The 25,722-nt window shown below is 46.2% G+C and carries 26 protein-coding genes; 17 read left to right on the top strand and 9 right to left on the bottom strand.

Translation table 11 applies throughout. The features are described from left to right. Nucleotides 1-9 precede the first annotated feature (9 nt). From QEO93_RS03065 to QEO93_RS03030, 8 genes are all read left to right on the top strand, one after another. Nucleotides 10-399, top strand: coding sequence for a PilZ domain-containing protein (locus QEO93_RS03065; protein ID WP_044250044.1), 390 nt, complete (start codon nt 10-12; stop codon nt 397-399). 72 nt (nt 400-471) lie between these two features. After that, a complete protein-coding gene (locus QEO93_RS03060) occupies nt 472-1,251 on the top strand; it encodes a TatD family hydrolase (protein WP_032136772.1) in 780 nt (259 codons plus the stop codon). 118 nt (nt 1,252-1,369) lie between these two features. Next, nucleotides 1,370-1,534: a hypothetical protein gene (locus QEO93_RS03055; protein WP_157686252.1), complete on the top strand. Its 165-nt coding sequence runs from the start codon at nt 1,370-1,372 to the stop codon at nt 1,532-1,534. 39 nt (nt 1,535-1,573) lie between these two features. Beyond that, the gene (nagZ, locus tag QEO93_RS03050; protein ID WP_032136665.1) at nt 1,574-2,653 is read left to right on the top strand and encodes a beta-N-acetylhexosaminidase; all 1,080 of its coding nucleotides are present in this window, start codon (nt 1,574-1,576) and stop codon (nt 2,651-2,653) included. A gap of 113 nt (nt 2,654-2,766) precedes the next feature. After that, nucleotides 2,767-4,452: a glutamine--tRNA ligase/YqeY domain fusion protein gene (locus QEO93_RS03045; RefSeq protein ID WP_032136664.1), complete on the top strand. Its 1,686-nt coding sequence runs from the start codon at nt 2,767-2,769 to the stop codon at nt 4,450-4,452. Between the two features lie 75 nt (nt 4,453-4,527). Beyond that, a complete protein-coding gene (locus tag QEO93_RS03040; RefSeq protein ID WP_032136663.1) occupies nt 4,528-5,082 on the top strand; it encodes a hypoxanthine-guanine phosphoribosyltransferase in 555 nt (184 codons plus the stop codon). A gap of 2 nt (nt 5,083-5,084) precedes the next feature. Next, nucleotides 5,085-5,639 (top strand): hypothetical protein, encoded by a 555-nt coding sequence (locus QEO93_RS03035; protein WP_032136662.1) that lies wholly within the window; start codon nt 5,085-5,087, stop codon nt 5,637-5,639. A gap of 493 nt (nt 5,640-6,132) precedes the next feature. After that, nucleotides 6,133-7,716: an L-lactate permease gene (locus QEO93_RS03030; protein WP_032136661.1), complete on the top strand. Its 1,584-nt coding sequence runs from the start codon at nt 6,133-6,135 to the stop codon at nt 7,714-7,716. 61 nt (nt 7,717-7,777) lie between these two features. Here QEO93_RS03030 and pth read toward each other — a convergent pair whose 3' ends face one another. From pth to QEO93_RS02985, 9 genes are all read right to left on the bottom strand, one after another. Further along, on the bottom strand, nt 7,778-8,350 hold the full coding sequence (pth, locus tag QEO93_RS03025; RefSeq protein ID WP_085815543.1) for an aminoacyl-tRNA hydrolase: 573 nt from the start codon (nt 8,348-8,350) through the stop codon (nt 7,778-7,780). A gap of 16 nt (nt 8,351-8,366) precedes the next feature. Continuing rightward, nucleotides 8,367-8,657: an RnfH family protein gene (locus tag QEO93_RS03020; protein WP_032136659.1), complete on the bottom strand. Its 291-nt coding sequence runs from the start codon at nt 8,655-8,657 to the stop codon at nt 8,367-8,369. Further along, nucleotides 8,650-9,084, bottom strand: coding sequence for a type II toxin-antitoxin system RatA family toxin (locus QEO93_RS03015; protein ID WP_032136658.1), 435 nt, complete (start codon nt 9,082-9,084; stop codon nt 8,650-8,652). The genes QEO93_RS03020 and QEO93_RS03015 overlap by 8 nt, the downstream gene beginning before the upstream one ends. A 15-nt stretch (nt 9,085-9,099) precedes the next feature. Next, entirely contained in the window at nt 9,100-9,756 is a 657-nt protein-coding gene (locus QEO93_RS03010) for a MarC family protein (RefSeq protein ID WP_032136657.1), read from the bottom strand. Nucleotides 9,757-9,973: 217 nt separating this feature from the next. Next, the gene (rodA, locus tag QEO93_RS03005) at nt 9,974-11,098 is read right to left on the bottom strand and encodes a rod shape-determining protein RodA (protein ID WP_032136656.1); all 1,125 of its coding nucleotides are present in this window, start codon (nt 11,096-11,098) and stop codon (nt 9,974-9,976) included. Nucleotides 11,099-11,100: 2 nt separating this feature from the next. Further along, nucleotides 11,101-13,152, bottom strand: coding sequence for a penicillin-binding protein 2 (gene mrdA / locus QEO93_RS03000; protein WP_032136655.1), 2,052 nt, complete (start codon nt 13,150-13,152; stop codon nt 11,101-11,103). Beyond that, nucleotides 13,149-13,652: a rod shape-determining protein MreD gene (mreD, locus tag QEO93_RS02995; RefSeq protein ID WP_032136654.1), complete on the bottom strand. Its 504-nt coding sequence runs from the start codon at nt 13,650-13,652 to the stop codon at nt 13,149-13,151. The genes mrdA and mreD overlap by 4 nt, the downstream gene beginning before the upstream one ends. Beyond that, nucleotides 13,649-14,542: a rod shape-determining protein MreC gene (gene mreC / locus QEO93_RS02990; RefSeq protein WP_032136653.1), complete on the bottom strand. Its 894-nt coding sequence runs from the start codon at nt 14,540-14,542 to the stop codon at nt 13,649-13,651. Before mreC ends, mreD begins: the two co-directional genes overlap by 4 nt. Before the next feature lie 20 nt (nt 14,543-14,562). Next, nucleotides 14,563-15,600, bottom strand: coding sequence for a rod shape-determining protein (locus tag QEO93_RS02985; RefSeq protein WP_032136652.1), 1,038 nt, complete (start codon nt 15,598-15,600; stop codon nt 14,563-14,565). Between the two features lie 186 nt (nt 15,601-15,786). Between QEO93_RS02985 and gatC the strand changes: the two genes are divergently transcribed. From gatC to rluD, 9 genes are all read left to right on the top strand, one after another. Then, the gene (gene gatC / locus QEO93_RS02980; RefSeq protein WP_085815542.1) at nt 15,787-16,077 is read left to right on the top strand and encodes an Asp-tRNA(Asn)/Glu-tRNA(Gln) amidotransferase subunit GatC; all 291 of its coding nucleotides are present in this window, start codon (nt 15,787-15,789) and stop codon (nt 16,075-16,077) included. Between the two features lie 3 nt (nt 16,078-16,080). Continuing rightward, nucleotides 16,081-17,028, top strand: a complete 948-nt coding sequence (locus QEO93_RS02975; protein WP_032136650.1) for a hypothetical protein — start codon at nt 16,081-16,083, stop codon at nt 17,026-17,028. A 135-nt stretch (nt 17,029-17,163) separates the two neighbouring features. Beyond that, nucleotides 17,164-18,609 carry an Asp-tRNA(Asn)/Glu-tRNA(Gln) amidotransferase subunit GatA gene (gatA, locus tag QEO93_RS02970; RefSeq protein WP_085815541.1) on the top strand — a complete coding sequence of 482 codons (1,446 nt, stop codon included), beginning with the start codon at nt 17,164-17,166 and terminating at the stop codon, nt 18,607-18,609. 39 nt (nt 18,610-18,648) lie between these two features. Further along, nucleotides 18,649-19,329 carry a histidine phosphatase family protein gene (locus QEO93_RS02965; RefSeq protein ID WP_052368653.1) on the top strand — a complete coding sequence of 227 codons (681 nt, stop codon included), beginning with the start codon at nt 18,649-18,651 and terminating at the stop codon, nt 19,327-19,329. Between the two features lie 18 nt (nt 19,330-19,347). Beyond that, nucleotides 19,348-21,222, top strand: a complete 1,875-nt coding sequence (locus tag QEO93_RS02960) for a 3'-5' exonuclease (RefSeq protein ID WP_032136648.1) — start codon at nt 19,348-19,350, stop codon at nt 21,220-21,222. 26 nt (nt 21,223-21,248) lie between these two features. Beyond that, nucleotides 21,249-22,145 carry a VirK/YbjX family protein gene (locus tag QEO93_RS02955; protein WP_032136647.1) on the top strand — a complete coding sequence of 299 codons (897 nt, stop codon included), beginning with the start codon at nt 21,249-21,251 and terminating at the stop codon, nt 22,143-22,145. 61 nt (nt 22,146-22,206) lie between these two features. Beyond that, complete coding sequence (gene pqiB / locus QEO93_RS02950; protein WP_032136646.1) at nt 22,207-23,865, top strand: intermembrane transport protein PqiB; 1,659 nt, start codon at nt 22,207-22,209, stop codon at nt 23,863-23,865. Continuing rightward, nucleotides 23,865-24,392, top strand: coding sequence for a PqiC family protein (locus tag QEO93_RS02945; protein WP_044250041.1), 528 nt, complete (start codon nt 23,865-23,867; stop codon nt 24,390-24,392). Before pqiB ends, QEO93_RS02945 begins: the two co-directional genes overlap by 1 nt. 49 nt (nt 24,393-24,441) lie before the next feature. After that, on the top strand, nt 24,442-25,542 hold the full coding sequence (rluD, locus tag QEO93_RS02940; protein WP_032136645.1) for a 23S rRNA pseudouridine(1911/1915/1917) synthase RluD: 1,101 nt from the start codon (nt 24,442-24,444) through the stop codon (nt 25,540-25,542). The last annotated feature ends 180 nt before the right edge of the window (nt 25,543-25,722 follow it).

Raw genomic sequence — 25,722 nt, 5'->3', positions numbered from 1 at the left:
GAAATCAACATGAGTGCACCTGCTCCACAACAACCTGCTGCCGCCCCTGCTGGCGCACCAGGTCGCATGCTCCAACTGCGTTTGGAAAGTAAACCGATTATTTACGCCAGTTATATGTCGTTCTTGGAATACGGTGGCGTGTTCATGCCAACCAACGACAAGTTCAATATGGGCGAAGAAGTTTTGCTCGTATTAGAATTGGTAGGTTCTACGAAAACCGAAAAAATGTTCATCAAAACCAACGTGTGCTGGATTAACGCCAATCCAAGCGCAAGCGGACGACCAAAAGGCGTTGGTTTAGCATTTGGCAGCGACGAATCAGGCTTGAAAGCCCAAGAGCAATTTGAAACCATTTTGACGGGTTTATTGCACAACGAACGCGCCACTTACACATTATAATTTTCCCAATTTTCAGGCTGCATTTTGTTAAGTAACAAAAGCAGCCTGAAAACATTATTTCAACAAAAAACCATGCAACTCATCGACTCACACTGCCACATCAATTTTGAAGGACTAGCCGAACGCCTACCCGAAGTATTCGCCAATATGTCCGCCAACCAAGTTCGCCAAGCACTCGCCATCAGCGTGAGCCGCGAAACATTCAGCGAAGTGCTTGCCATCGCCGAAACCAACGAACACATCTACGCCAGCGTAGGCGTACACCCAGACAGCGAAACCGCCGCCGAATTTAGCGAAGACGAATTGGTGCAACACGCGCAGCACCCCAAAGTGGTCGGTATTGGCGAAACAGGCTTGGATTACCACTGGTGCAAAGGCGATTTAACGTGGCAACACAACCGCTTTATCACGCACATTCAGGCTGCTAAACGCGCCCAAGTGCCACTGATTATTCACACACGCGACGCCGCCGCCGACACACTCAAAATCCTGCGCGAACAGCAAGCTGAAAAAATCCTAATCCATTGTTTTACCGAAGATACCGCGTTTGCCAAAGCCGTGTTAGACATGGGCGGCTACATTTCGTTTTCAGGCATTCTCACGTTCAAAAACGCCAAAGAGATTCAGGCTGCCGCGCAATATTGCCCGTTAGACAGAATTTTGGTGGAAACTGATTCGCCGTTTCTCGCGCCTGTGCCGTATCGCGGCAAGCAAAACGAGCCAGCTTATGTGCGCCACACCGCCGAATTTTTGGCGCAACTGCGTAGCGATTCATTGGAAAATATTGCCGCAGCGACAACGGAAAATTTCTATCGTTTGTTTGATAAAGTGAAACCGTTTCAGGCAGCCTGAAAATGAAATATAAGGTATTTTTGTAGCCAATCTGATGGGCGCGATTTTATTGTTGTTTGCCGCCGCAATGAAATACGACGCCATTCAAACCGCTTGCGCTTGCTAAGATGTAACGTGCATGGGCGCAGATTACATTCCGCCTATCAGCAATATTTTTGGCGCAATATTGGTTTACGCCACTTGGTTGGCGCATTGTTTGATTGTTGATTGGAAACAAAAGTCTTTTATCAAATATTGGGTAATGATTTATCCAATTATCATCACATTTATTTTGCCAATTTAGTGTTTCAGGCAGCCTGAAAACCTATTCAGAGAACTTAACATGACCATTCAACTCCCACGCGGCGCAGTCATGGCAGACATTGTCGCCTACGAACTGTCCGAAGACGACCGCCAACGTCTGCTAGACCCAGCCATCGGCGGTGTGATTTTATTCCGCCGCAACTTCCAAGACATCGCTCAACTCAAGAAATTGTGCCAAGACATCAAGGCCTTGCGCACGCCTGAACTGATTATCGCCGTTGACCACGAAGGCGGACGCGTGCAGCGTTTCATCAACGGTTTCACACGCTTACCCGCCATGCGTGTACTCGGCGAAATGTGGGACGCACAAGGCGAAACCGCCGCTAAATCTGCCGCCGAGCAAATCGGCTGGGTGCTGGCAACCGAATTAGCCGCGTGTGGCGTGGATTTATCGTTCACGCCCGTGCTGGATTTGGACTGGGAACAATGCTCCGTTATCGGCAATCGCAGTTTCCACAAGCAGCCTGAAATCGTGATTGAATTAGCGTTGGCGTTGCAAAAAGGGCTGAACAAAGGCGGCATGAAAACCTGTGGTAAACATTTTCCCGGACATGGCTTTGTTTCAGGCGACAGCCATTTAACGCTGCCGCAAGACGAGCGCAGTTGGGCGGAATTGCAAACCGATATTGCGCCATTTGCTGCGTTGGCAAAACAAGGTATGGCGGCGGTAATGCCTGCGCACGTTGTCTATCAAAAAGTGGACGACAAGCCAGCAGGTTTTTCGGCGTATTGGCTGGAAACCGTGTTGCGCGGCGAATTGGGCTTTAATGGCGTGATTTTTTCTGATGATATGACTATGGAAGGCGCAGTCAGCGCAGGTGGCATTAAAGAGCGTTGCGTGGCGGCGTTTGAAGCAGGCTGCGATATTGTGCTGGTGTGCAACCGTCCTGATTTGGTGGACGAATTGCGCCAAGATTTCAGGCAGCCTGAAAATGCAAACTTGGCAGCACGTTGGCAAAATATGGCGTGCACAGTTTCACCAGAACAAGCGGCGGCGATGATGAACACGGCTGAGTTTCAGGCTGCCCAACAATTAACCGCAGAACTTGCCACGCCAAAAGATGTGCAAAATGGCGTGAAAGTGGGGGAAGCGTTTTAATGGTTTCAGGCTGCGTTTTTAGTCAGCTTTTGATACAATCACGCGCATTCGTTTGAACCCTTTTTTCAGGCAGCCTGAAAGCGTTTCAGGCTGCGTTATCTACGAGAATTTACATGCTAAATAAAGACCAATTTGCGGAAAACCACTTTATCCGCACAATCATTGAAGAAGATTTGCAATCAGGCAAACACACCGCCATTCAAACGCGCTTTCCGCCCGAGCCAAACGGCTATTTGCACATCGGGCACGCCAAATCTATTTGCTTGAATTTTGGCTTGGCGTATGTGTATGACGGCTTGTGCAATTTGCGCTTTGACGACACTAATCCCGAAAAAGAAAATCAAGAATACGTTGATTCCATTAAAGAAGACGTGCAATGGCTTGGCTTTCAATGGGAGGGCGAACCGCGTTACGCTTCCGATTATTTTGACCAACTCTTTGATTTTGCAGTTGGTTTAATCAAAGAAGGCAAAGCGTATGTGGACGATTTGACGGCAGAAGAAATGCGCGAATATCGCGGCACATTGACCGAAGCAGGCAAAAATAGCCCTTATCGTGAGCGTAGCATTGAAGAAAATTTAGACTTGTTCATGCGCATGAAAAACGGCGAATTTGCGGACGGCAGCAAAACGTTGCGCCTGAAAATTGACATGGCATCGGGCAACATCAATTTGCGCGACCCTGTGATTTACCGCATTCGCCGCGCCCACCACCACAACACAGGCGACAAATGGTGCATTTACCCGATGTACGATTACACCCACGCTGTTTCCGATGCCATTGAAAACATTACGCATTCTTTGTGTACGTTGGAATTTGAATCGCATCGCCCATTATACGATTGGGTGGTAGCAAACACGCCAGTTACTGGCAAACCACATCAATACGAATTTTCGCGTTTGGAATTGCTGTATTCCATTACATCAAAACGCAAATTGAATCAACTGGTTACAGAAAATCATGTTTCAGGCTGGAACGACCCACGCATGCCAACCATTTCAGGTATGCGCCGCCGTGGTTACACGCCTGAAGGTTTGCGCTTGTTCGCCAAACGTGTCGGCATTTCCAAATCAGAAAATATTGTCGATATGAGCGTTTTAGAGGGCGCGGTGCGTGAAGAATTGGAAAATTCTGCGCCACGTTTAATGGCGGTGCTGAACCCGATTAAAGTAACGCTGACAAATTTTGAAGCTGGCAAAACGCAAAGCCGTAGCGCGGCATTCCACCCCAATCACGAAGAATTTGGCGAGCGTGATGTGCCGATTTCGCCAACCATTTACATTGAGCAAGACGATTTCGCCGAAGAACCGCCAAAAGGTTGGAAGCGTTTGACGTTGGGCGGTGAAGTGCGTTTGCGCCACAGCTATGTGATTAAATGCGATGAAGTCGTGAAAGACGTAAACGGTCAAGTTGTTGAATTGAAATGTAGTTTAGACCACGATACGCTGGGTAAAAATCCTGAAGGTCGCAAAGTGAAAGGTGTGATTCATTGGGTGTCTGCCGAACACGCTACGCCGATTAAAGTGCGTTTGTACGACCGTTTATTCACAGTTGAACGTCCTGACGCGGTGCGTGGCGATGACGGCGAATATGTGCCGTTTACCGATTTCTTGAACCCAAATTCGATGCAAGAAATCACGGCTTACGCGGAATCGGTTGTGAACGACTTGCCGCCTGAAAGCCGTTGGCAATTTGAGCGCACTGGCTATTTTGTAACCGACCGTTTTGACCACAAGCAAGGTGAAATGCCTGTTTTCAATAAAACCGTTGGCTTAAAAGATAACTGGCAAGCTAAATAACCCCTTTTTCAGGCTGACCTGATGATTTCAGGCAGCCTGAAAGCATCTCAACCACATCATTTTTAAGGAAAAACCATGAATGCAGAATTGAAATTCCGTTACGAAGAAGCACAAAATTTGCTGCAAAACGCTCAGTTAATTCACGATGAAACTCAGTGTGAATTGGCGTTGCAACGTATGGCAGAGGATATTTCTCGCGATTTGAGCGATAGCTATCCGCTGGTGTTGGCAGTGATGGGCGGCGCGGCGGTGTTTACGGGTAAGTTGTTGCCGTTGCTGCGTTTTCCGTTAGATTTTGACTACATTCATATTTCACGCTATGGCAACAAACTGGAAGGCGGTATGTTTGACTGGTTGCGTGAGCCGCACAATGTGGCTGGGCGTGATGTGTTGATTTTGGACGATATTTTGGACAAGGGTACTACGATGTTTGAAATTGTGTCTATTATCAATAAGATGGGTGCGAAATCTTGCCGCACGGCGGTATTTGCCAATAAATTATTGAGCGAAGAAAAACCGATGTATGCGGACTATGTAGGCTTAGATGTGCCTGACCGTTATGTGTTTGGCTACGGCATGGACGCGAAACAAATGTGGCGCAATTTAGGCGCAATTTATGCGATGAAATAATCATGTTATTTTTAAATCTTATCAATCACGTTTTGCAGCAAAACCCCGAGGTTCGCCAAGAATTGTCGGGGTATAACGGCATTGTGATTGGTCTTTCTTCAGGCAGCCTGAAAATGGTGGGGCGTATCAATGCGGTGGGTTTACTGGAGTTTACGCACAAATCACCTAACACGGCATTGGTGGCGAACCGCGATGTGCTGCCTGAAATTTTGCAGGGAAAAATGCCGAGTTTCAGCGATTTTGCGATTGAGGGCGATATGGAATTGGGCATGAATATTTTTTTGCGTTGCGCAGCGATTCGCTATTTTCCGTTGCAGGATTTTCGTGAAATTTTAGGAGATGAAACACTAGAGCGTTGGCTGGGTGCAGCGAATAAGTGGGGGCGCGTGTTGCAGGGCGTGGGGCAGTTTTTGATGTTTCAGGCTGCGAATCAACCTACGGCGCGTGAACAGGAATTATTGGCACAGTTGTCTTCAGTGAAAAAGGAATTGGAACGGGCGAATAAGCGTATCAGTAGACTGGAAAAGCGATTGAGAGAACATCATGATGCAGCCTAAAGAAAGATAGGTGTAGCTAAGTCAGTTAGCCATGCGGTTATTTAGGATATGCGACAGAATGGTCTAAAAAAAATTAAATGGGAAAGGTATCTTAAGCTATTTGATAATGGTGCACCTTGGGCAAAATAATCATTTTTGCAGCCTGAAAGAAATTTTCAGGCTGCTTTTTTGTGTAGAAAATGCTATTTTTTCATTATGTAATTTTATAACGTTGTAATTTTCTTATTTGTAATAAATTGTTACAAATAAATATCTATATGTTTCAATTAATTAAAAATTAATCTTAACAAAAAATTTAGTTTCTTAAATTTGTAAAAAATCAATCCCCCCTTAAAACTATGTAATTTAATCATTAGCTTTGTTTTATTAGATAATTCTGATAACTTGACAAGCTACACGTAATTACATAAAGTTCGCTTATCGTTTCGTATGTAAACGTTTTTTTACTCTGCTTTACATTTTTAATAATCATTAAAACGAGAGGAATTGAATTATGGCACTCTTTCTCAGCATTTTTCCCATTGTGTTGCTGATTTGGCTGATGGTGAAAAAAAACAGTATGCCGTCTTATATTGCATTGCCTTTGGTGGCTGCGTTGATTTATGTGATTAAGATTGCGTATTTTGGCGATAAATTTATGTTGCTCAACGCCACGGTGGCTTCGGGGCTGGTTTCCACGCTCACGCCGATTACTGTGATTTTCGGGGCGATTATGTTTAACCGCATGATGGAAACCACAGGTTGTATCGATGTGATTCGCAAATGGTTGGCAACGATTAGCCCAAATCCTGTAGCGCAATTGATGATTATTGGTTGGTCGTTTGCGTTTATGATTGAAGGGGCTTCAGGTTTCGGTACGCCTGCTGCGATTGCTGCGCCAATCTTGATGAGCTTGGGCTTTAATCCGTTGAAAGTGGCGATTTTCACGCTGGTGATGAACTCTGTGCCTGTGTCTTTTGGTGCAGTGGGGACGCCAACTTGGTTCGGTTTTGCACCATTGAATTTGAGCCCTGAAGATATTTTGTCAATCGGTAGACAAACAGGGATTATGCACTTCGCTGCTGGTCTTATTGTTCCTGTGATTGGTTTGTGCTTCATCGTTCCTTGGGAAGAAGTAAAGAAAAACTTAGGTTTTGTGGCAATCGCCGTATTCTCTTGCACGATTCCTTATGTGTTGCTGGCGCAAGTGAATGAAGAATTCCCATCTTTGGTAGCTGGTGCGATTGGTTTGGGTGTGTCTGTATTTGCTGCGAACAAAGGTTGGGGCTTGAGCAAAGACCACCAAAAAGACAAAAACTTGGAAAAAGTGCCTTTGGGTCAAGTGTTAAAAGCCTTAGCACCGTTGGGTATGCTGATTGGTATGCTGGTGGTAACACGCATTAAACAACTGGGCTTGAAAGCAATTTTGACCAGCACAACCCCATGGTTCAGCTTCTCTTTACCTGGTTTGAGCGACATCACTGTAACCCAATCTTTAACGATTGTATTTGCCAACATCTTCGGCGAAGCGGTTTCAGAGAAATACCAAACATTGTATGTCCCAGCATGGATTCCGTTTGTGTTCACCGTTTGGATTTGCATTGTGTTGTATAAAACCAAATTCAAAGACGCATGGGCGTTCTATGTGGCAACCATTCATCAAACCAACAAACCATTGTTAGCTTTGATGGGCGCGTTGATTATGGTGAAACTGATGATGGTCGGTGGCGATGCGTCTATGGTGAAAATCATCGGTAAAGAATTTGCTGCAATGGCTGGCGATAACTGGATTTACTTCTCGCCATACTTGGGTGCAATCGGCGCATTCTTCTCAGGTTCAAATACTGTGTCTAACCTGACATTTGGTGCGATTCAACAACAAATTGCGACTGACACAGGTTTATCTGTAACACTGATTTTGGCTCTGCAATCTGTGGGTGGTGCAATGGGTAACATGATTTGTATCAACAACATCATTGCAGTTTGTACCGTGTTGAACGTGGAAAATTCTGAAGGTGCTATCATCAAAAAAACCATTATTCCGATGACGATTTATGGTGTGATTGCGGTAACCATTGCATTGATTTTCTTCGCGTAACTTCGGGGAATTAAGGAGGAAAAAAAGCAGCCTGAAAATATTTTCAGGCTGCTTTTTTTGTTTACTTACTGTGTAAGAAACGAACGGCTTTTTCTTGTTCGCCTGTCATGATATCGGGCATGGCTTGCAAGGATTTGCTAATCGTTTGGTCTATGAGTTCTCGGTCTGCGGCGGAAGGTTTGTTCAGCACCCATGCGGCTACTAGGTTTCTGTCGCCTGGGTGGTCAATACCGAGGCGCAGGCGATAGAAATTGGGTGTGCCACATTGAGCTTGTATGCTTTTCAAGCCGTTGTGTCCGCCGTTGCCGCCGCCGAGTTTGAAGCGGATATTGCCGCACGGAATGTCTAATTCATCGTGAACGACGAGAATTTCTTCGGGTTTGATTTTGTAGAACTGAGCAAGCGCGGCAACGGCTTTGCCTGATAGGTTCATGTAGGTGCTGGGTTTGAGCAGCCAGACTTCGCCTTGTGGTCGAGCTACACGGGCGACGTCGCCGAAGAATTTTTTTTCGGCTTTGAAGTTGGCTTTCCATTGGTAGGCGAGTTCGTCTAAAAACCAAAAGCCGACGTTGTGGCGTGTGTGTTCGTATTCTGTGCCAATGTTGCCGAGTCCGACAATGAGTTTGATGTTCATGTAAATCCTTTTGTTTTCAGGCTGCGTTTTTCTTTTGGGCAACGCGTTTGCGTCTAGCATCTTTTGGGTCTGCGAGTAGGGGACGGTAGATTTCTACGCGGTCGCCTTCGCGCAAGATGTGGTTGTCTTTGACGGTTTTGCCAAAAATGCCAAGCGGTGCGTTTTCAGGCTGCGATTCGGGAAAATCGGTTTGTACGTTTGCGGTAATCGCGGCTTGTCGGGCGGTGCTGCCTGTGGGTAGTTGCAGGGTGTAAAGTTTTTGTTGCTGGGCGGTGCCATAAGCAACTTCGATGTTGATGTTATCCATAGCGTTTTTTGGCTTCTTTAACGAATGCGTCCACAAGTTTGTTGGTAACGGTGCTGAAGGCTGGGGCGATGAGGCGGGTGAGTATGCCTGTGAGTTCGTAGTGCAGTTCAAAATCGATTTGGCAGATGTCGTCGCCCAGTGGGGTGAATATCCATGTGCCGTATAGGGTTTTGAACGGGCCTTCAAGCAAGTCCATACGGATTTTGCGATTAGGTTCGTTGTGGTTGTGGGTGGCGAAGGATTGGGTGATGCCCATATAATCCATGTGCAGGCGGGCTTTTAGCTCGGTTTCGCTGCGATAGAGGATTTCGGTGCGCCCGTACCAGGGTAAAAATTGGGGGTAATCTTCAGCTCTGTCCACAAGGTTAAACATCTGTTCTGCGCTGTGTGGGGCGAGTACGGTTTTGCGAATGGTGGTTTCTGACATTTTTTCAGGCTGCTTTTATCCAATGAGTTTTGGGAATAGGTCGCGAAGACCAGCTACGATGATTTCTACGGCAACGGCTGCCATGAGCATGCCCATGATTCGGTTGAGAATCACAAGTCCTGTGTCGCCGAGTAGGGCGCTGACTTTGTTGCTGGATAGGAATACGATGTAGCAAAGTAAGCTAATTACGCCGCCTGCTGCGACTATCATTAGAAAATCAAGATAGTTTCGGGCGGCAGAGGCTTGAATGATGATGGTGGAAATGCCGCCAGGTCCGATAACCATTGGCATGGCCAGCGGCACAACGGCTATACTGCCAACGTTGGCTCGTTCGGGTTGCTTGATGGTAATTTCGTGGTGGTCGTCCACGCCGATGTCGGGTTTGGTGGGATTGTTGTCGCCGTTCATCATGGACATGGCAATCATAAACACGAGTATGCCGCCACCGATGCGGAATGAGCCTGTGCTGATGCCGAGTGCGTTAAGAAGTGTATTACCGATGAAAGTTACAACGGTGAAAATGATGAAAACAGCAATCGAGGAAATTTGTGCGGTGCGTTTGCGTTCACGCTTGGTAAAGTTGCGCGTGAGTTCGAGGAATACGGGCAGTGCACCAAAGGGGTTCATCAGTACGATGAACGCTAAAATCAATTTGCCGATTTCAAAATTCATGATGAATCTCCTGTGTAGAGTTTTGCAGCCTGAAAAACGTTTTTCAGGCTGCTTTTAAATATTTTCAGGCTACATTATTTTACATCAATGCAGCCTGAAACTTGAGTAATTTAGTATGAGTTAGTTGAAATAAAAATGGGACAAGGTGACAACGTCCGCCGCGTGCGGATAGCACATAAGGACGTTGGCAACGCCGTACCATTGAAATTTCAATCAACTAATAGTTTTTTTGTTTACCTTGGTTGGCTATCCCCATCAGCAAGGCCAAGATGAACATAATCGACAAGGTTGCTGTGCCGCCGTAGCTCACAAGCGGTAATGGTACGCCTACCACGGGTAAGATGCCGCTTACCATGCCCATGTTTACAAATGCGTAGCAGAAAAACGTCATTGTGAGCGAACCTGCCAAAGTGCGGCTGTATAACGTGGGGGCGCGTGAGGCGATGTATAAGCCGCGTCCTAAAATCACGGTGTAAACGCATAGCAACAAAATATTGCCGATTAAACCAAATTCTTCGCCAAACACCGCAAAAATAAAGTCGGTGGTGGATTCGGGAATGTAGTCCAAATGCGTTTGCGTGCCGTTGAGCCAACCTTTGCCCCACACGCCGCCTGAACCGATGGCAATCATGGATTGCAAGATATGGTAGCCCGCGCCGAGTGGGTCTTTGCTGGGGTCAATCAACGTGAGTACGCGCGTTTTTTGATAGTCGTGCATGCCGTAGTTCCAAATCAGCGGCAAGGCACAGCAGAAACCAACAATGGAAGCAAACAGAGCTTTCCACGGCAAGCCTGCAAAAAACATCACAAATAATCCTGATGACATAATCAGTGTGGCAGTTCCCAAATCTGGCTGCTTCAAAATCAATGCGCCTGGCACGATGATGATGCCCAGTGCAGCGACATAGTGAAACCATGCGAGATTACTTTCATATCGCTGGAAAAACCACGCAACGGTCATCGGTAAACCGATTTTCATGATTTCAGACGGTTGCAAGCGCACAATACCGAGATTGAGCCAACGTGTTGAGCCGTTCACGGTAATCCCGAAAAAGTGTACGCCCAACAGCAAAACCACGCCAATCACATAAATTGGTAAAGCAAAATTGCTGAGTAATTGCGGACGAATACGAGCGAAAATCAGTAGTAAACCGACACCTAAAATGGTGTGCAAGGTTTTGTTTTCTAATCGTCCGATGTCTTGCCCATCGGCAGAGTAAAGTAGGAACATACTCATCAAATACACAGCAAGCATGGCGTAAAACAACCATGGGTCTAGCGGGTCCCAAAAGAGTTTTTTGGCTTTGACGAGTATGTTTGCGTCATTATGGTGTTCTGACATGATTAAGGTCTCACAGCCGAAGCAGCAGGCGCGGAAGCTGCGTGTTCTTGTGCCACAGCTTCAAATGCAGCCTGAACACTGCTTTTTTGTTTGGAAAGTGGTGCGTTGAGTTGCAACAGCGGGTTAGCGGTTTCTCTTGAGCCTTTCACTTCGCTACTTAACATTCCGCGTTTTAAACGCAGTAAATAGAAGTCAGTTAAGCGACGAACAAGAGGCGCGGCATTCACACCCCAACCACCATTCTCTAAAATCACAGCAACTGCAATTTGCGGTTTTTCCATTGGCGCAAAGGCGACAAACCATGCGTGGTCGCGGTGCTGAACACGCAATGCAGCAGCATTATATTTTTTGTCTTGCGCGATTTGCACGACTTGCGCTGTCCCTGTTTTACCTGCCATGGTGTAATGCAAGCCACCGCCAATTTTGGAAGCCGTGCCACCTGGTTGCAACACGCGTTGCATAGCACGTTTGATGTATTCAAAATTGTTTTGGCTATAAGGTAGTTTTTTTTCAGGCTGCGGGTCAATCACTGTAATCTGTTGATTTTCATGGTCTAACATCTCTTTAACCAAGTGTGGACGGTAAACCGTGCCGTTGTTGGCTAACGTGGCAATGGCATGTGCCATTTGCAGTGGCGTGTAGGTGTTGTAACCCTGACCTACGCTCACAGGCACCATTTCTGCTGGGTTCCAATGGCGTTGCTTTTCTGTGCCTTTGGCAAAGCGTTTGGCTTTCCATTCTGGGCTTGGCAAAATGCCGCGATATTCGCCTGGTAAGTCAATGCCAGTTACTTGCCCAAAACCGAATGAAGCTAGATAAGGGGCAATGCGTTCAATCCCTGTTTCAAAACCTAAACGATAGAAAAAGGTATCTGATGAAACTTGAATGGCGCGTGATAAATTGATTGCGCCATGACCGCTTCGTGCAGCATCACGGAATTTGTGTGTTGTACCTGGGATACTCCATGCACCAGGGGCTGGCACAATAGAAGATTGCGTGATTTTGCCGCTTTCTAGTAATGCCATTGCCATGAAAGGTTTGAATGTTGAACCTGGCGGATATAAACCTTGGGTAACACGGTTAATCAATGGGCGTTGCCAGTTTTCGTTTAAGGCTTTCCATGATTCGCTGTCAATCCCGTCAATAAAAATATTGGGGTCGAAATTAGGTTTGGAAACAAAGGCTAACACGCCGCCTGTTTGTGGGTCTAACGCAATCATCGCACCGCGTTTGTTACCCATAATGCGGTCGGCTTCTTGTTGCAGCCTGATGTCCATAGATAGACGCAAGGTTTGCCCTGTTTTGGCTGGCTCTGAACGAATCACGCGGACAATCGTACCCGCTGCGTCTTTTTCTACTTCTTGGTAACCTGGTGAGCCGTGCAGTTGTTCTTCATAGAAAGACTCTAAACCTGATTTGCCGATGTGGGTTGTGCCACGATAAGCAATCGCACGGTTGTTTTCATTGAGCTTTTCCATGTCTTTATCGCTGATACGACCGATGTAGCCCAAAAAATGTGAAGTGAGCGAACCGAATGGGTATTCACGGAACGTACGCGCGTTAATTTCCACGCCTTTGAAGCGATACAAATGCGCGGCAAGGCGTGAGGCTTCGTCAGGCGTGAGTTTGAGTTTGAGTGGTACTTTTTCGTATGAACGGTAATCGGCACGGAATTTTTTGAAACGGCGCAAATCGGATTCGTCTAAAGTAACGTAAGATTTTAAAGTTTCAATTAAATCGGCTTCTTTGCCTTCAATTTGATTTGGGATAATTTCTAAAGAATATGCAGGATAGTTTTGCGCTAAGGTAATGCCGTTTACATCTGTGATTTCGCCACGAATAGGTGGTGTTGGAATCAGCGTAATGCGGTTGGTTGTGGCTTGTGAAACGTATTCATCGTGTTTATACACTTGCAAGAAGACGAAACGTGCAGCAAGTAAACCAAAAAAGATGATAATAAAAACGAAAGCAGCCGCCAAACGCAAATTGAAATCGCGTTGGCGGTTGTTAATTTGATGCGAAAGGCTGCCTGAAAATTGTCGAGGTGTTTTCATCGGCGAAGATAACGAAAGTTTAAAATAGAAACCATCACTTTATTGAGCAATGGCCACAACCATGCACCCACAAATGGGGCAACAAATTCTAACCAACCCAAGAAGTGATGAGAAACACGCCAGCGAATTAACGACAAAATCATTTCGTTACACATCAATGCGGTAAACACCACAATCGCTTGAATGCCATAGTTGTATAACACAATTTGGCGGCGATTATGCACGATGATGTAAGCCGAAAAAATATAAGCTAATGCGTGTTCGCCCAATGGGGCAGAAGTGCCAATATCCAGCAATAATCCCAAAATAAAGGCAGTACCAATCCCCACGTTTTGCGGACGATTGATAATCCAATACATCAGTATCAATGCAGTAAATTCAGGCAGCCAAAAAAATAGGCTACCTGAAAGGGGGATAAAATCCACCAAAAAGGCAAGGAAAAAACTAATGTAAATCAGCTTTTTTGGGATTTTGTTGTAAAACGCTTCAGATTCATTCATGGTGCTGTAGGGGCAGACGCAGCCACTGCGCTTGCAGCAGATGCAGCCTGAACGGCAGGTTGTTCGGTTTGTGGTAACACAAGGACATATTTGCTGCTGCGGAAAGCGGCTAATGCGGTTAATTGCACACGATAAAACGGTGTGCCAGCGTTGCGGCTGGTTTGCATCACTTTTGCCACAGGAATCCCTGCTGGATAAATGCTATCCAAGCCCGAAGTTACCAAAATATCATTAGGTTGTAAATCTGCGTCAGTGGGGAAATAGCGCAAAAGCAATTCGCCACTTCCACCGTAAACCAAGCTACGCACCCCTGTTCGCGCCACCATAATTGGCACAACAGTGTTGCTGTCCGTCAGCAAACTCACTTCCGCTGTTAGCGGATGCACTTCGTTCACTTGTCCAATCAAGCCTGTATCATCAACCACAGCATCGCCAGCGCGAACACCTTCTTTGCTGCCTTTGTTAATGGTTAAATGGCTGCCAATGGGTTCTCTACCATTGGAAACTACTTCCGCAGCAGTGGTAATTTTTAAACCGTGTTGGCTCAATGAATATAGGGATTTCAAATCGGACAACTCTTTTGCTTGCAAATCTGCATGATGAACTTGCAGTTTCAAGCGCGAGTTTTCCTGCATTAGTCTTTGGTTTTCGCTCAGCAGATAATTTTGAGATTGAAACAACGCACTACCGTACTTGTACCACTCAACAGGCTGCGTGGCAACCCATTGCAACGGCACAAGTGCGGTAGCGACGTAGCGTTTAGCCGTTTGCACAGGCGCATAACGGCTATCCAACATCAACAGCGCGGCAGACACCAACGACAAACAAATCAGTTTGTTGATAGGGCGAATACCACGCTGAGTAAAAGAAAGCGATTGATGGTCAGACATTGTTTTTCAGGCTGCCTGAATTAAGGATTGCTAACAAAAACAGAGTTCAACTTGCCCACCATATCTAACGCACGACCAGAGCCACGCGCCACGCAAGTTAAAGCATCTTCTGCGATTAAAACAGGTAAGCCAGTTTCTTCTGCCAACAAACGGTCTAAGCCTTTGAGTAATGCGCCGCCGCCAGTCAAAACCAAGCCACGTTCAGCAATATCTGCGCCCAATTCTGGTGGCGTTTGCTCCAACGCACTGCGAACCGCTTGCACGATTTGGCTCAGTGGGTCAGCCAAGGCTTCCAAAACTTCATTTGACGTAATCGTGAATGAACGTGGGATACCTTCAGCCAAGTTACGACCTTTCACTTCCATTTCAGTTACTTCAGTGTTTGGGAATGCAGAACCAATGCGTTTTTTGATTTCTTCAGCAGACGCTTCACCAATCAACATACCGTAGTTACGGCGAACATATTGAATAATCGCTTCGTCAAACGTATCACCGCCCACGCGAACAGAGTGAGAGTACACCACGCCAGACAATGAAATCACGCCCACTTCAGTTGTACCACCGCCAATATCCACCACCATAGAACCAGTAGGTTCTTCAATCGGCAAACCAGCACCAATCGCCGCAGCCATTGGTTCTTCAATCAAATAAACAGCAGATGCACCCGCTTCAGAAGCAGAGTCGCGAATGGCTTTGCGTTCCACTTGAGTTGCGCCACAAGGCACACAAATCACGATGCGTGGAGCAGCTGCCCATTTGCTGTTATTTACTTTACGGATAAAGGCTTTCAGCATTTTTCCAGTAACGTTAAAGTCCGCAATTACGCCGTCTTTCATAGGGCGAATCGCTTGAATGCTGCCTGGGGTACGACCCAACATTTTTTTGGCTTCCGCGCCCACGGCTAACGTTTCGTTTTTGCCCATGTGGTCGCTTTGCACGGCAACGACTGAAGGTTCGTCCAAAACAATCCCTTTGCCTTTAACGTAAATCAAAGTATTGGCGGTACCCAAGTCAATGGCAATGTCGTTTGAAAAATAACGTGTAAAAAAGCCAAGCATAAAAAATCCTAGAAAATTAAATAATAAAAAACAAAGAGTAAAGCATGATGATTTAACTTTGCAGCCTGAAAATCATCATGCTTGTCAATTCAAATTCGGGTATAATCACGCGCTCTGCGGATAAATAACGCGCAATGATACCCTAATTTTGCTTTTTGCTAAATGAAAATTTTAAAGGATTTAAATATGTCGCTAACCCTAACTGATGTTGAAAAAATCGCTAAATTGTCGCGCCTGTCGCTGACTGAAGAAGAAAAAACGGCTACGTTGGAAAAACTGAATGCCGTTTTTGAATTGGTAGAGAAAATGCAAGCCGTGAATACGGACGGCGTTGAACCAATGGCGCACCCACACGAAGTGGCGTTGCGTTTGCGTGATGATGCGGTTACTGAAACCGACCACGCTGAAGCCTATCAAGCCGTTGCGCCTGATGTGCGTAACCGTTTGTATATCGTACCGCAAGTGATTGAAGAGTAAATCATGTCCAAACGCACGATTGCGCTGGCTGTGGCGTGTTGTTTCTTGTTTTCAGGCTGCCAAGTGATTGAAGAAAGTCGCATGGTAACTAAGTTTGGCGAGATTTGGAAAACTGTGGGGCATAAGGTGAGCGAAGAAGACCAAGCCTTTTTGTCGGATTTCTCAAAACAAGACACGCCTAATAAAACCGACCCTGAAAAAGACAAAAATTATCTGAAAACCAGTTCTGATGATGCTGGCAACCGTGAATATTTGTTGAAAGACAGCGTTCAAAAAGATGAAATAGGTACAGTAACCGCCACGATTGAATATTTTTACGCGAAACCGCAAACGCTGCCTGAAACCAGCGCGATATACACGCATAACCGTTGGTTTGAGCAGATTGATTGCACCCACAGCTTGCGAACCGTTCGCATGACGACTTATTTCAATGCGGAAAATGACGTGGTGGGTGCAAACGAGTATCCCGTGCCGAAATATACGCCTGAGCAAATTGAGTTGTTAGCGCAACCGAATGACGACGTGGTGCGCGAAGTGTGCAAGCAGGTGGGAACGCTAAACGCTGCTGCAAACAATCCAAAAGCTGATGAAATCACGAAACCTGAAACGGCTTCGCAAACAGTGTCGCAGCCTGAAAAAGTTTCTGAGAAAGTGGCGGATAAAGTTTCAGAAAAGGTTGAAATGCAGCCTGAAAAATCAGCAGATGAGGTTTCAAAAGAAACTCAGTCTCAGCCTGAAAAGGTAGTGGATAAAGTTTCAGAAACAGTTGAAACGCAGCCTGAAAAAGCTACGGATAAAGTTTCCAAGAAAACCAAATCTCAGCCTAAAAAATCAGCTGCTAAAGTTTCCGAAGAAACCCAATCGCAGCCTGAAACCCAGCCAAGCCAAACGGTTCAACAACCCAATACCGATAATTGGAAAATCAACACGCCAAGCTCTGGAAAGCCATAAACGCAACCTGCGCAGCAAAATCCTGATCTGCAGCCCGATTTTTGGGAAATCGGCAAAGAAAACTTGCCAGCGAGTATGCAATAGTTTCAAGCAGCCTGAAAACCTATTTTAATTTGAAAAAACAGAAAGAAAACAATGCCAACTTACACCCTAAAACAAGCCAGCGAATTGCTGCAAACCAAACAAATCTCTGCCGTAGAATTGGCAACCGAATACCTAAACGCCATTGACGCGCAAAACGCCGCAATCAACGGCTACATCACATTAGAACGCGACAAAACCCTAGCCGAAGCCGCCGCCGCAGACGCGAAAATCGCCGCAGGCAACGCCCACGCATTAACAGGCGTACCAGTCGCATTCAAAGATATTTTCTGTCAAACAGGTTGGCGCACCGCTTGCGCGTCCAAAATGTTGGACAATTTCATCGCGCCCTACACCGCCACCGTGGTGCAAAACCTGCTAGACGCTGGCATGGTAACGCTCGGTCGCACCAATATGGACGAATTCGCCATGGGTTCAACCAACGAAAATTCATTCTATGGCGCGGTTCACAATCCGTTTAATCACGGACACGTTGCGGGCGGCTCTTCGGGCGGTTCGGCGGCGGTGGTGGGCGCACGTTTAGCCCCTGTTGCGTTGGGTTCGGACACGGGCGGCTCAATCCGCCAACCTGCTTCACATTGCGGCATTACGGGCTTGAAACCGACTTATGGCGTGGTGTCGCGTTTTGGTATGATTGCCTACGCTTCAAGTTTTGACCAAGCTGGTCCAATGGCGCAAACCGCGGAAGATTGCGCGATTTTGTTGAACCAAATGGCAAGTTTTGATGAACGCGATTCCACCAGTTTAGAACGCGATCGCGAAGATTACACACGCGATTTAAATCAACCGCTTAAAGGTTTGAAAGTTGGTTTGCCAAAAGAATATTTCACGAATAACAACAGCGCGGACGTGCAGGCTGCTTTGGAAAACGCGAAAACGCTGTTGCAACAACAAGGCGCGGAATTGGTGGAAGTGTCGTTGCCACAAACGGAATTGTCTATTCCTGCTTATTATGTGTTGGCTTCGGCGGAAGCGAGTACGAATTTGTCGCGCTATGACGGCGTTCGCTACGGACACCGCGCCGCGCAGTTCGGCAATTTGGACGAGATGTACAGCAACACGCGCGCCGAAGGTTTTGGCAGCGAAGTGAAACGCCGCATTATGATTGGCACTTATGTGTTGTCGCACGGTTATTATGACGCTTACTATTTGAAAGCGCAGAAATTGCGCCGTTTGGTGGCGAATGATTTTCAGGCTGCCTTTGCGAAATGTGATGTAATTTTAGCGCCGAATGCGCCGACTGCTGCGCCTGCGTTGAACAGTTTAAATCAAGACCCTGTGCAAGCGTATCTGTCTGACATTTATACGATTGCGGTGAATTTGGCTGGTTTGCCAGCGTTGAGTTTGCCAGCAGGTATGGGCGCGGACGGTTTGCCGATTGGCGTTCAGTTGATTGGCAATTATTTCAGCGAAGCGAAAATTTTGGGCGCGGCTCATCAAATGCAGTTGAATAGCGATTGGCATACGAAAACACCATAAAACAATTCCGCATTTTCAGGCAGCCTGAAAGGATTTTTTATGAAAAAAATCTACCTAATCCGCCACGCACAAAGCGCAGCCAACGCAGGCGGCAGCAGCGACAGAGTGATTTACCCCAATTCCGACATTCCGCTAACCAAACTTGGCAAACAGCAAGCCGAGCAATTGGCAAATTGGCTGACGGAACACGCGCCAAATACCGATGAAATTTTTACTTCGCCCTATTTGCGTACCCAACAAACCGCCACGCTTTATCTGCAAAAAACGCAAAAAACCGCAACCGTGTTGAACGACTTACGCGAATTCAATTACCTATCGTTTGCCAAAATCCAAGGCAAAACGTTTCAAGAATTGAAAAGCGAATCAGAACAATACTGGGCAAGCGAAGATGTAAATTTTAAACACAGCGAAGATTGCGACAGTTTCGCGTCGTTTTTCAATCAAGTTCAAACTATCCGCCAATATTTCGCAGCAAAAGAAGACGGCGTTTATGTCGTATTTGGACATGGCTTTTGGATTGGTGTGTTATTGTGGCAACTGTTAGCACGAGATTCAGGCAGCCTGAAAATGCAAAAATTCCGCGAATTTGAAGTATTGGTTCGCCCGAATAATACCGATGTTTACCTATGGCAAATTAGCGATGAAGCCGAAAGCATCGCAAAAGTGAGAAGTACCGAATGTTCACAAAATATTGATAAGACAGCTTTTCAGGCTGCCTGAAAAATAGCAGAGAAAATCATGGCAACTTTTATTCCCAGCTTTAACCAGTTAGAAGAGCATTTAGACAATCAAGAAGAAATCCGCGTAGCACGTTTCCTAAACAAACATTTGGGCAACGATTGCCTTGTGTGGTGCAACATTCCCACAGGCAATAAAAGCCGTTACGCAGATTTTTTGGTGTTAATGCCCAACACAGGGTTATTGTGTCTGGAAGTAAAAGGCTGGAGCAGCAAAGCCATTCAGAAAATCGACAAATGCCATTTTCAGCTCAAATTCAAAGACACAGACGTGGGCATTAAAAACCCAATGGAACAAGCGCGAGAATGCGCTCACAACGTCGTTAATGATTTGGCAAAAGACCCCATTTTGCAACAAAAAACAGGCGACTATGTCGGTAAACTCGTTTTTCCGTATGCCTATGGCGTGGTTTACGCCAACATCACGCGCAATGAAATACAAGCACAAATGGGCGAAAATTACACCGTGTTTGATGCCGTTTCGCCGTTGCGCCACACGATGTATAAAAACGATTTAACTTCCTCAACTAGCCAAGGCGTACGCAATCGCCTAGCCGCAATGTTTGAACAACGCTTTCCCTGCAAGCTAGACAAAGAACAAATCGACAGAATCCGTTGGCACTTATTCCCCGAAATCCGAATCAGCACCCCCGTCCAACAAGACCTATTTGCGCCAACCGAAACGCAGCCTGAAAAAATTCAAGACATCAAACTGATGGATTTAAAGCAAGAACAAATCGCGCGACAACTCGGTGGCGGACACCGCATTATTCACGGCGTGGCAGGTTCAGGCAAAACGCTGATTTTGGGACTACGCTCCAAAGTATTATCCAAGCGCACACAAAAGCCCGTTCTGGTTTTGTGTTACAACATTTCGCTGGCAACCAAATTGCGCCACATCATCGCCGAACATGGCGTGAGCGAGCGTGTGGAAGTGCATCATTTTCACGAATGGTGTGGCGAGTTAGTCAAAAAACACGGCTTGGTTGTAACGGAAGAAGAGCGACAATTCAAATACGATTTCAATATTCAGGCTGCATTGCGCGGCGTGGAAACAGGCGAAATTCCAACAGGGCAATACGGCGCAATTTTGATTGATGAAGGACACGATTTCAAAGCTGAATGGCTCAGTTTTACCGTGAAAATGCTGGATAAATTGGATAATCATCTGTTGCTGCTTTATGATGACGCGCAGTCGATTTATCACAATCGCTCGGCGGAAAAAGGGATTAAATTTTCCCTGTCTAGCGTGGGGATTGAAGCACTTGGGCGCACCATAAAATTGCACAATAATTATCGCAACACCAAACAAATCATCGGCTTGGCGCATATTTTCGCGCAGCAAAATCTGTTGGCAAAAGACAGTGATGATGACAATATTCCTGTGTTAGAACCGAATGCGACAGGCATGGACGGCGAAAATCCTTGTTTAAAAACGTGTGGTTCTTGGGAAGAAGAATTAAAGATTTTAGAACGCTGCCTGAAAAAATGGGCAGACAAAATGCCGCTGAATCAAATCGCCATTATTTGCCCATGGACAAAACAATGCGATGATGTTTGCGACAAATTAGCTGATATGGGTTTAGATTATTGGGCGTTACAAAACAAAAACACACGCAAAACCTATGACCCCAAACAAAATAAAATTTCCGTGCTGACGATTAAAAGCAGCAAAGGTTTAGAATTTCCGCGCGTAGTAATGATGGGCATGGACAAATTAGCAGAACACAGCGATGAAGACAACCCAACGCGCCTCATTTATGTGGCGATGACACGCGCACAAACACATTTGGTTATCACGCTTTCAGGCTGCAATTCAGTAACTGAGCATATTCAAGCCAGTTTTGAGCAATATAAAAAATCACAAGCAGCCTGAAAAAATATAAAGAGAAAAGAGAGACAATGATTCAAACGTTTAAATTTCCTCATTTTAGACAGATTTATACGCAAGCAAGTTATTTCAGTTGGCAAAACGTTAAATTTCAAGCACGAAGACTGTGCACAGGCAAAACAATTCACCAGCTTGAAGACTGGGTAAACCAAAGAAATGAAACAATTGATTTATTTACGCAAACTGAAAAAATAGCCTATCCCATTCTCAACACTTATCTGGATAAGCGATTGAAACCTGCACACAAGCGTTTTGAAGTGATGAAATATGATGTGCGTAAAATGCAGCTGCTGGCAGATGGTAAAGTGTTTGCGCAATTAATTCAGGGAAATGCGTTATTAATTGCCTCATTAAATGAAGATTTGTATTTCCAGCTAGGCATCAACGATTTAGATGTGAACGAAGGTTTATGGTCGCTATCGCTGCGAAGTAAAGAGAACGAGCGATTATATGCCGCTTCATTCGGCTTTCTGCCCGACAACAGCTTACTGATTGCTTCGCTGCAAGGGCCACGCGGCGATGACGGTAAAGAAAAAGTCCGCGTGCTTACCAAAGAACTTTACGGATTGCGCCCACAAATCCTCACCGTTGCCGTGTTGCAAATGCTGGCAAAATACGCAAAATGTGCGCGAATTGTTGGTATTGCACAGGCGCAACAAGTGAAACTGCGTGGCAGCCTGAAAAAACGCGTTGCCATGAATTACGATGAATTTTGGCAAGAATGCGGCGGACAACTGCAAGCAGATGGCTACTGGTTGCTACCAGCTGCTTACGAGCGCAAAGACGAAGCAGAAATCGCCAGCAAAAAGCGTTCAATGTATCGTAAACGCTATGAAATGTTGGACAAAATTGAAGCTGATTTGCAGATTAATTTGCAAGGCGAAACCGTTATCGCTTCGGCAGCCTGAAAATTTTTTTAACTTTAATCACGCAGCCTGAAAATCATTTTTCAGGCTGCCTTAAAAATTTATGAACCCAAATAACGAAAATCCCCAAACCGCAAAAGTTCGCTACAGCAAAACGCTGATGTCCACCGTTTGGCTTATCCCTGTTGCTGCCGCGATTGTGGGCAGCTACTTGTTTGTGCAAAACTTGCGTAGCCAAGGTCCTGAAATCACGCTGTATATGGATAACGCAGACGGTATCGCCATAGAAACCACCAGCATTCGCGTGTTGAATGTGGAAGTAGGACGCGTGAGCAAAATCCGTTTGCGCGAAGACCAAAAAGGCGTAGAAATCACAGCAAAATTAAACCGTGAAAGCGCAGATTTAATGCGTAAAGACACACAATTTTGGGTCGTGAAGCCGCGCATTGACCAAAACGGGATTACGGGTTTAGGCACATTGTTGTCGGGTTCGTATATCGCGTTCACCCCTGGAACGAGCGCGGAAGAAGCGGACAAATTCACGGTGGCGGATTTGCCGCCCGTTACCGCAATCGGGCAAACAGGTCTGCGCCTGAAATTGTCGGGCAAAACGGGCAAAATGGTAAACGTGGGCAGCCCTGTTTTGTATGAAGACCAAGTGGTCGGCACGGTGGAAAAAGCAAAATTTGACCCTGATACGCGTATGGTGGAATACAGTATTTTCATTCAAAGCCCAAACGAAAATTTGGTTAATTCAGGCAGCCGCTTTTGGCTGGACAGCGGCATTAATGTGAAAATGGACGGCGGTGGCGTGAAGATTGATAGCGCACCATTGCCTGCCTTGCTTTCGGGCGCGATTACATTTGACACGCCTGTTGCCAATGAAGAAACGCCTGTTCAGGCTGCGAAAAGTGGGCAATCTTTTGAAATTTATAATAATCGTGCGGAAATTGAGAATAAACCGAATGAACGCACGTTGTATTATGTGGTGTTTTTCAATAGTTCGGTGCGCGGTTTGGACACGGGTTCGCCTGTGGAATACAAGGGCTTGCGCATTGGTAGCGTGGTGAATGTGCCGTATTTCCAAGATGAAGACAGCCATAAGTTGTTCCAAAATGGTTGGATTCCTGTGCGTGTGCGCATTGACCCTGAACGCATTGAGCAGGGCAGCCGCGCAGAAACGAAAGAGTATTGGCAAAATACGCTTCAGGCTGCGTTAAACAAAGGTTTGGTGGCGACTTTGGCGAGCAATAATTTGGTGTTGGGCAGCAAAATGGTGGAATTGACGGACGCGGCTTCGGGCGGCGCGACTTTGAAACCGTTGGTGCAGTATGGCGGCGATGTGGTGATTGCGACTCGTGGCGGTGGTTTTGATGATTTGCAAGTGCAAGTGTCTAAATTGTTGGATAAATTCAATGCGTTGCCGTTGGATAAAACGGTGGGCGAATTGAATGGCAGCCTGAAAGAATTGCAAACTACGCTGAAATCGGCGCAAACGATGTTGGCTTCGGCAAACAAATTGGCTTCGCAAAGCAGCACGCAAAACTTGCCTGCGGAATTGAATAAGACGTTGAGTGAGTTGCGCCAAACGCTGCAAGGGGTTTCGCCGCAATCGCCTGTTTATCAGGACGTGCAATCGACGTTGAACAGCCTTGACCGCACGTTGAAAAATGTTCAGCCTGTGATTAACACGTTGAAAGAAAAACCAAATGCGCTGATTTTTAATAAGGGCGACCAAGACCCTGTTCCGAAAGGTAAATAATGACTATTTTGAAAACTTTGGTTACGGTGGGCGTGGCTGTTTTGTTGGTGGCTTGTGGCAGCACCGCGCCTGTTACGCAATATTATCAGTTGCCAGATAGTGCTTTCAGGCTGCCTGAAAAATCGGGGCGCGAAGTGGGCGTGAAAGTGGTGTTGGCTGAACCGATTAACGGGGAGAATTTGCTGTATCAAAGCGATGAATATACGCTGACATTTGCGCAGAAAAATTTGTGGGCTGCACCGCTCGATGAAACGCTGGTGCGTTCGTTGGCAAACAAATTGAACCGTGTGGGTAGCCTGAAATATGTGCCTGCAAGCCAAAACAAGCGCATTGATTTGACAATTTTTATTGACCGTTTTCAGGGCAGTTTTCGCGGCGAAACGGAAATTAGCGGTTACGCGCAATATGCGAATGGGGCGCAAATTCCGTTTCATGTGCTAACGGCGCAGCAGGGCGATGGCTATGCGGCGATGCTGGCGAGTTTGAATGTTGGGCTGGATAGTGTGGCTCGGCAGATTGGTAAGTGATTTTCAGGCTGTGTGATATATCGCAGCCTGAAAAAAATGGATAGATTAAATGAACAATTTTTACGAAGAAGAAAACGAAGATTTCGCAGCAGAAGACAACACGGCAGAAACGATTAGTTTAACCGTGTCAAACGAATTAGCAGGTATGCGCTTAGATGCAGCGATTGCCAAAATGCTGCCTGAATACTCGCGCAGCCGCATGACCACTTGGATTAAAGATGGCTGGGTGCAATGCAACGGCAAACCCGTCGCGCCAAAAGAAAAAATGATTGGCGGTGAAGAATTGACCGTTCAAGTGCAACAAAGCGATGAAAATCAAGCGTATGAACCCGAAGCTATGGATTTGGATATCGTTTTTGAAGATGACACCGTGATTGTGATTAACAAACCTGCTGGTTTGGTGGTACACCCAGCGGCTGGCAACTGGACAGGTACGCTGCTCAACGGTTTGCTGGCACATTGCCCTGAATTGTCGCAAGTGCCACGCGCAGGGATTGTGCATCGTTTGGACAAGGAAACGAGCGGTTTAATGGTGGTAGCGAAAACGTTGCCAGCGCAAAATCATCTCGTTCAGCAGTTGCAAAACCGCAGCGTGAAGCGCATTTATCGCGCGGTGGCGGACGGCGTTGTGCCGTTTGACGGCAAAATTGAAACGCTGATTGGACGTGACCCGCACAATCGTTTGAAAATGGCTGTTGTGAAATTTGGCGGCAAGGAAGCGATTACGCACGTTAAAGTTTTGGAACGCTATTTGACGCACAGTTATATTGAATGCAGCTTGGAAACTGGGCGCACACACCAAATCCGCGTTCATATGCGTGAGGCGCGACACCCGTTGGCTGGCGACCCTGTTTACGGCAATCCGCGCCATGTGTGTTCGCAGCCTGTAAAAGACGTTGTGAAAGCGTTGAAACGCCAAGCACTTCACGCGCATAAACTGAGCTTTATTCATCCGAAAACGGGCGAGTTGGTTTCGTTTGAAGCGGCGATTCCCGATGATATGTATCACTTGTTGTCGGTGTTGCGTTTGGAAAGCGGCTTGGATTCTTCATTGAGCAAGGAAGTGGAATGGGAAAACACTTTTGAAGAAGATGAAGATGATTGGAACGAAGACGATTATGATGTGCAAGTGGTTTATGTGAAAGACTGATTTGCAGCCTGAAACTTGCGCAGCATTTGTAGGTCGGATACTTGTATCCGACATTTCCCAATTTCACATACCATTTAATTTGGTTAGAAAATTGTATAGTAAATTAAAATTGTCGGATTCAAGAATCCGACCTACAGCTAAGTTTGCAGCCTGAAAACGGTGCGATACCCCAATCGTACC

Source organism: Kingella negevensis (assembly GCF_030177895.1).
Taxonomy (GTDB): domain Bacteria; phylum Pseudomonadota; class Gammaproteobacteria; order Burkholderiales; family Neisseriaceae; genus Kingella_C; species Kingella_C negevensis.
Note: the sequence above shows the minus strand (reverse complement) of the source record. Positions and strands in the feature narration are given on the sequence as shown.

Excerpts from the sequence above, each read along its gene's own strand:
- QEO93_RS02985 (WP_032136652.1), bottom strand. The coding sequence starts at position 15,600 with ATGCTTGGCTTTTTTACACGTTATTTTTCAAACGACATTGCCATTGAC.
- QEO93_RS03035 (WP_032136662.1), top strand. The coding sequence starts at position 5,085 with ATGTTATTTTTAAATCTTATCAATCACGTTTTGCAGCAAAACCCCGAG.
- QEO93_RS03045 (WP_032136664.1), top strand. The coding sequence starts at position 2,767 with ATGCTAAATAAAGACCAATTTGCGGAAAACCACTTTATCCGCACAATC.
- QEO93_RS03040 (WP_032136663.1), top strand. The coding sequence starts at position 4,528 with ATGAATGCAGAATTGAAATTCCGTTACGAAGAAGCACAAAATTTGCTG.
- nagZ (WP_032136665.1), top strand. The coding sequence starts at position 1,574 with ATGACCATTCAACTCCCACGCGGCGCAGTCATGGCAGACATTGTCGCC.
- mrdA (WP_032136655.1), bottom strand. The coding sequence starts at position 13,152 with ATGAAAACACCTCGACAATTTTCAGGCAGCCTTTCGCATCAAATTAAC.
- QEO93_RS02960 (WP_032136648.1), top strand. The coding sequence starts at position 19,348 with ATGGCAACTTTTATTCCCAGCTTTAACCAGTTAGAAGAGCATTTAGAC.
- QEO93_RS02965 (WP_052368653.1), top strand. The coding sequence starts at position 18,649 with ATGAAAAAAATCTACCTAATCCGCCACGCACAAAGCGCAGCCAACGCA.
- gatA (WP_085815541.1), top strand. The coding sequence starts at position 17,164 with ATGCCAACTTACACCCTAAAACAAGCCAGCGAATTGCTGCAAACCAAA.
- QEO93_RS02975 (WP_032136650.1), top strand. The coding sequence starts at position 16,081 with ATGTCCAAACGCACGATTGCGCTGGCTGTGGCGTGTTGTTTCTTGTTT.
- pth (WP_085815543.1), bottom strand. The coding sequence starts at position 8,350 with ATGAACATCAAACTCATTGTCGGACTCGGCAACATTGGCACAGAATAC.
- QEO93_RS03030 (WP_032136661.1), top strand. The coding sequence starts at position 6,133 with ATGGCACTCTTTCTCAGCATTTTTCCCATTGTGTTGCTGATTTGGCTG.
- QEO93_RS03060 (WP_032136772.1), top strand. The coding sequence starts at position 472 with ATGCAACTCATCGACTCACACTGCCACATCAATTTTGAAGGACTAGCC.
- QEO93_RS03020 (WP_032136659.1), bottom strand. The coding sequence starts at position 8,657 with ATGGATAACATCAACATCGAAGTTGCTTATGGCACCGCCCAGCAACAA.
- QEO93_RS03055 (WP_157686252.1), top strand. The coding sequence starts at position 1,370 with ATGGGCGCAGATTACATTCCGCCTATCAGCAATATTTTTGGCGCAATA.
- QEO93_RS03065 (WP_044250044.1), top strand. The coding sequence starts at position 10 with ATGAGTGCACCTGCTCCACAACAACCTGCTGCCGCCCCTGCTGGCGCA.
- QEO93_RS02955 (WP_032136647.1), top strand. The coding sequence starts at position 21,249 with ATGATTCAAACGTTTAAATTTCCTCATTTTAGACAGATTTATACGCAA.
- QEO93_RS03010 (WP_032136657.1), bottom strand. The coding sequence starts at position 9,756 with ATGAATTTTGAAATCGGCAAATTGATTTTAGCGTTCATCGTACTGATG.
- QEO93_RS02945 (WP_044250041.1), top strand. The coding sequence starts at position 23,865 with ATGACTATTTTGAAAACTTTGGTTACGGTGGGCGTGGCTGTTTTGTTG.
- QEO93_RS03015 (WP_032136658.1), bottom strand. The coding sequence starts at position 9,084 with ATGTCAGAAACCACCATTCGCAAAACCGTACTCGCCCCACACAGCGCA.
- mreD (WP_032136654.1), bottom strand. The coding sequence starts at position 13,652 with ATGAATGAATCTGAAGCGTTTTACAACAAAATCCCAAAAAAGCTGATT.
- gatC (WP_085815542.1), top strand. The coding sequence starts at position 15,787 with ATGTCGCTAACCCTAACTGATGTTGAAAAAATCGCTAAATTGTCGCGC.
- rodA (WP_032136656.1), bottom strand. The coding sequence starts at position 11,098 with ATGTCAGAACACCATAATGACGCAAACATACTCGTCAAAGCCAAAAAA.
- pqiB (WP_032136646.1), top strand. The coding sequence starts at position 22,207 with ATGAACCCAAATAACGAAAATCCCCAAACCGCAAAAGTTCGCTACAGC.
- rluD (WP_032136645.1), top strand. The coding sequence starts at position 24,442 with ATGAACAATTTTTACGAAGAAGAAAACGAAGATTTCGCAGCAGAAGAC.
- mreC (WP_032136653.1), bottom strand. The coding sequence starts at position 14,542 with ATGTCTGACCATCAATCGCTTTCTTTTACTCAGCGTGGTATTCGCCCT.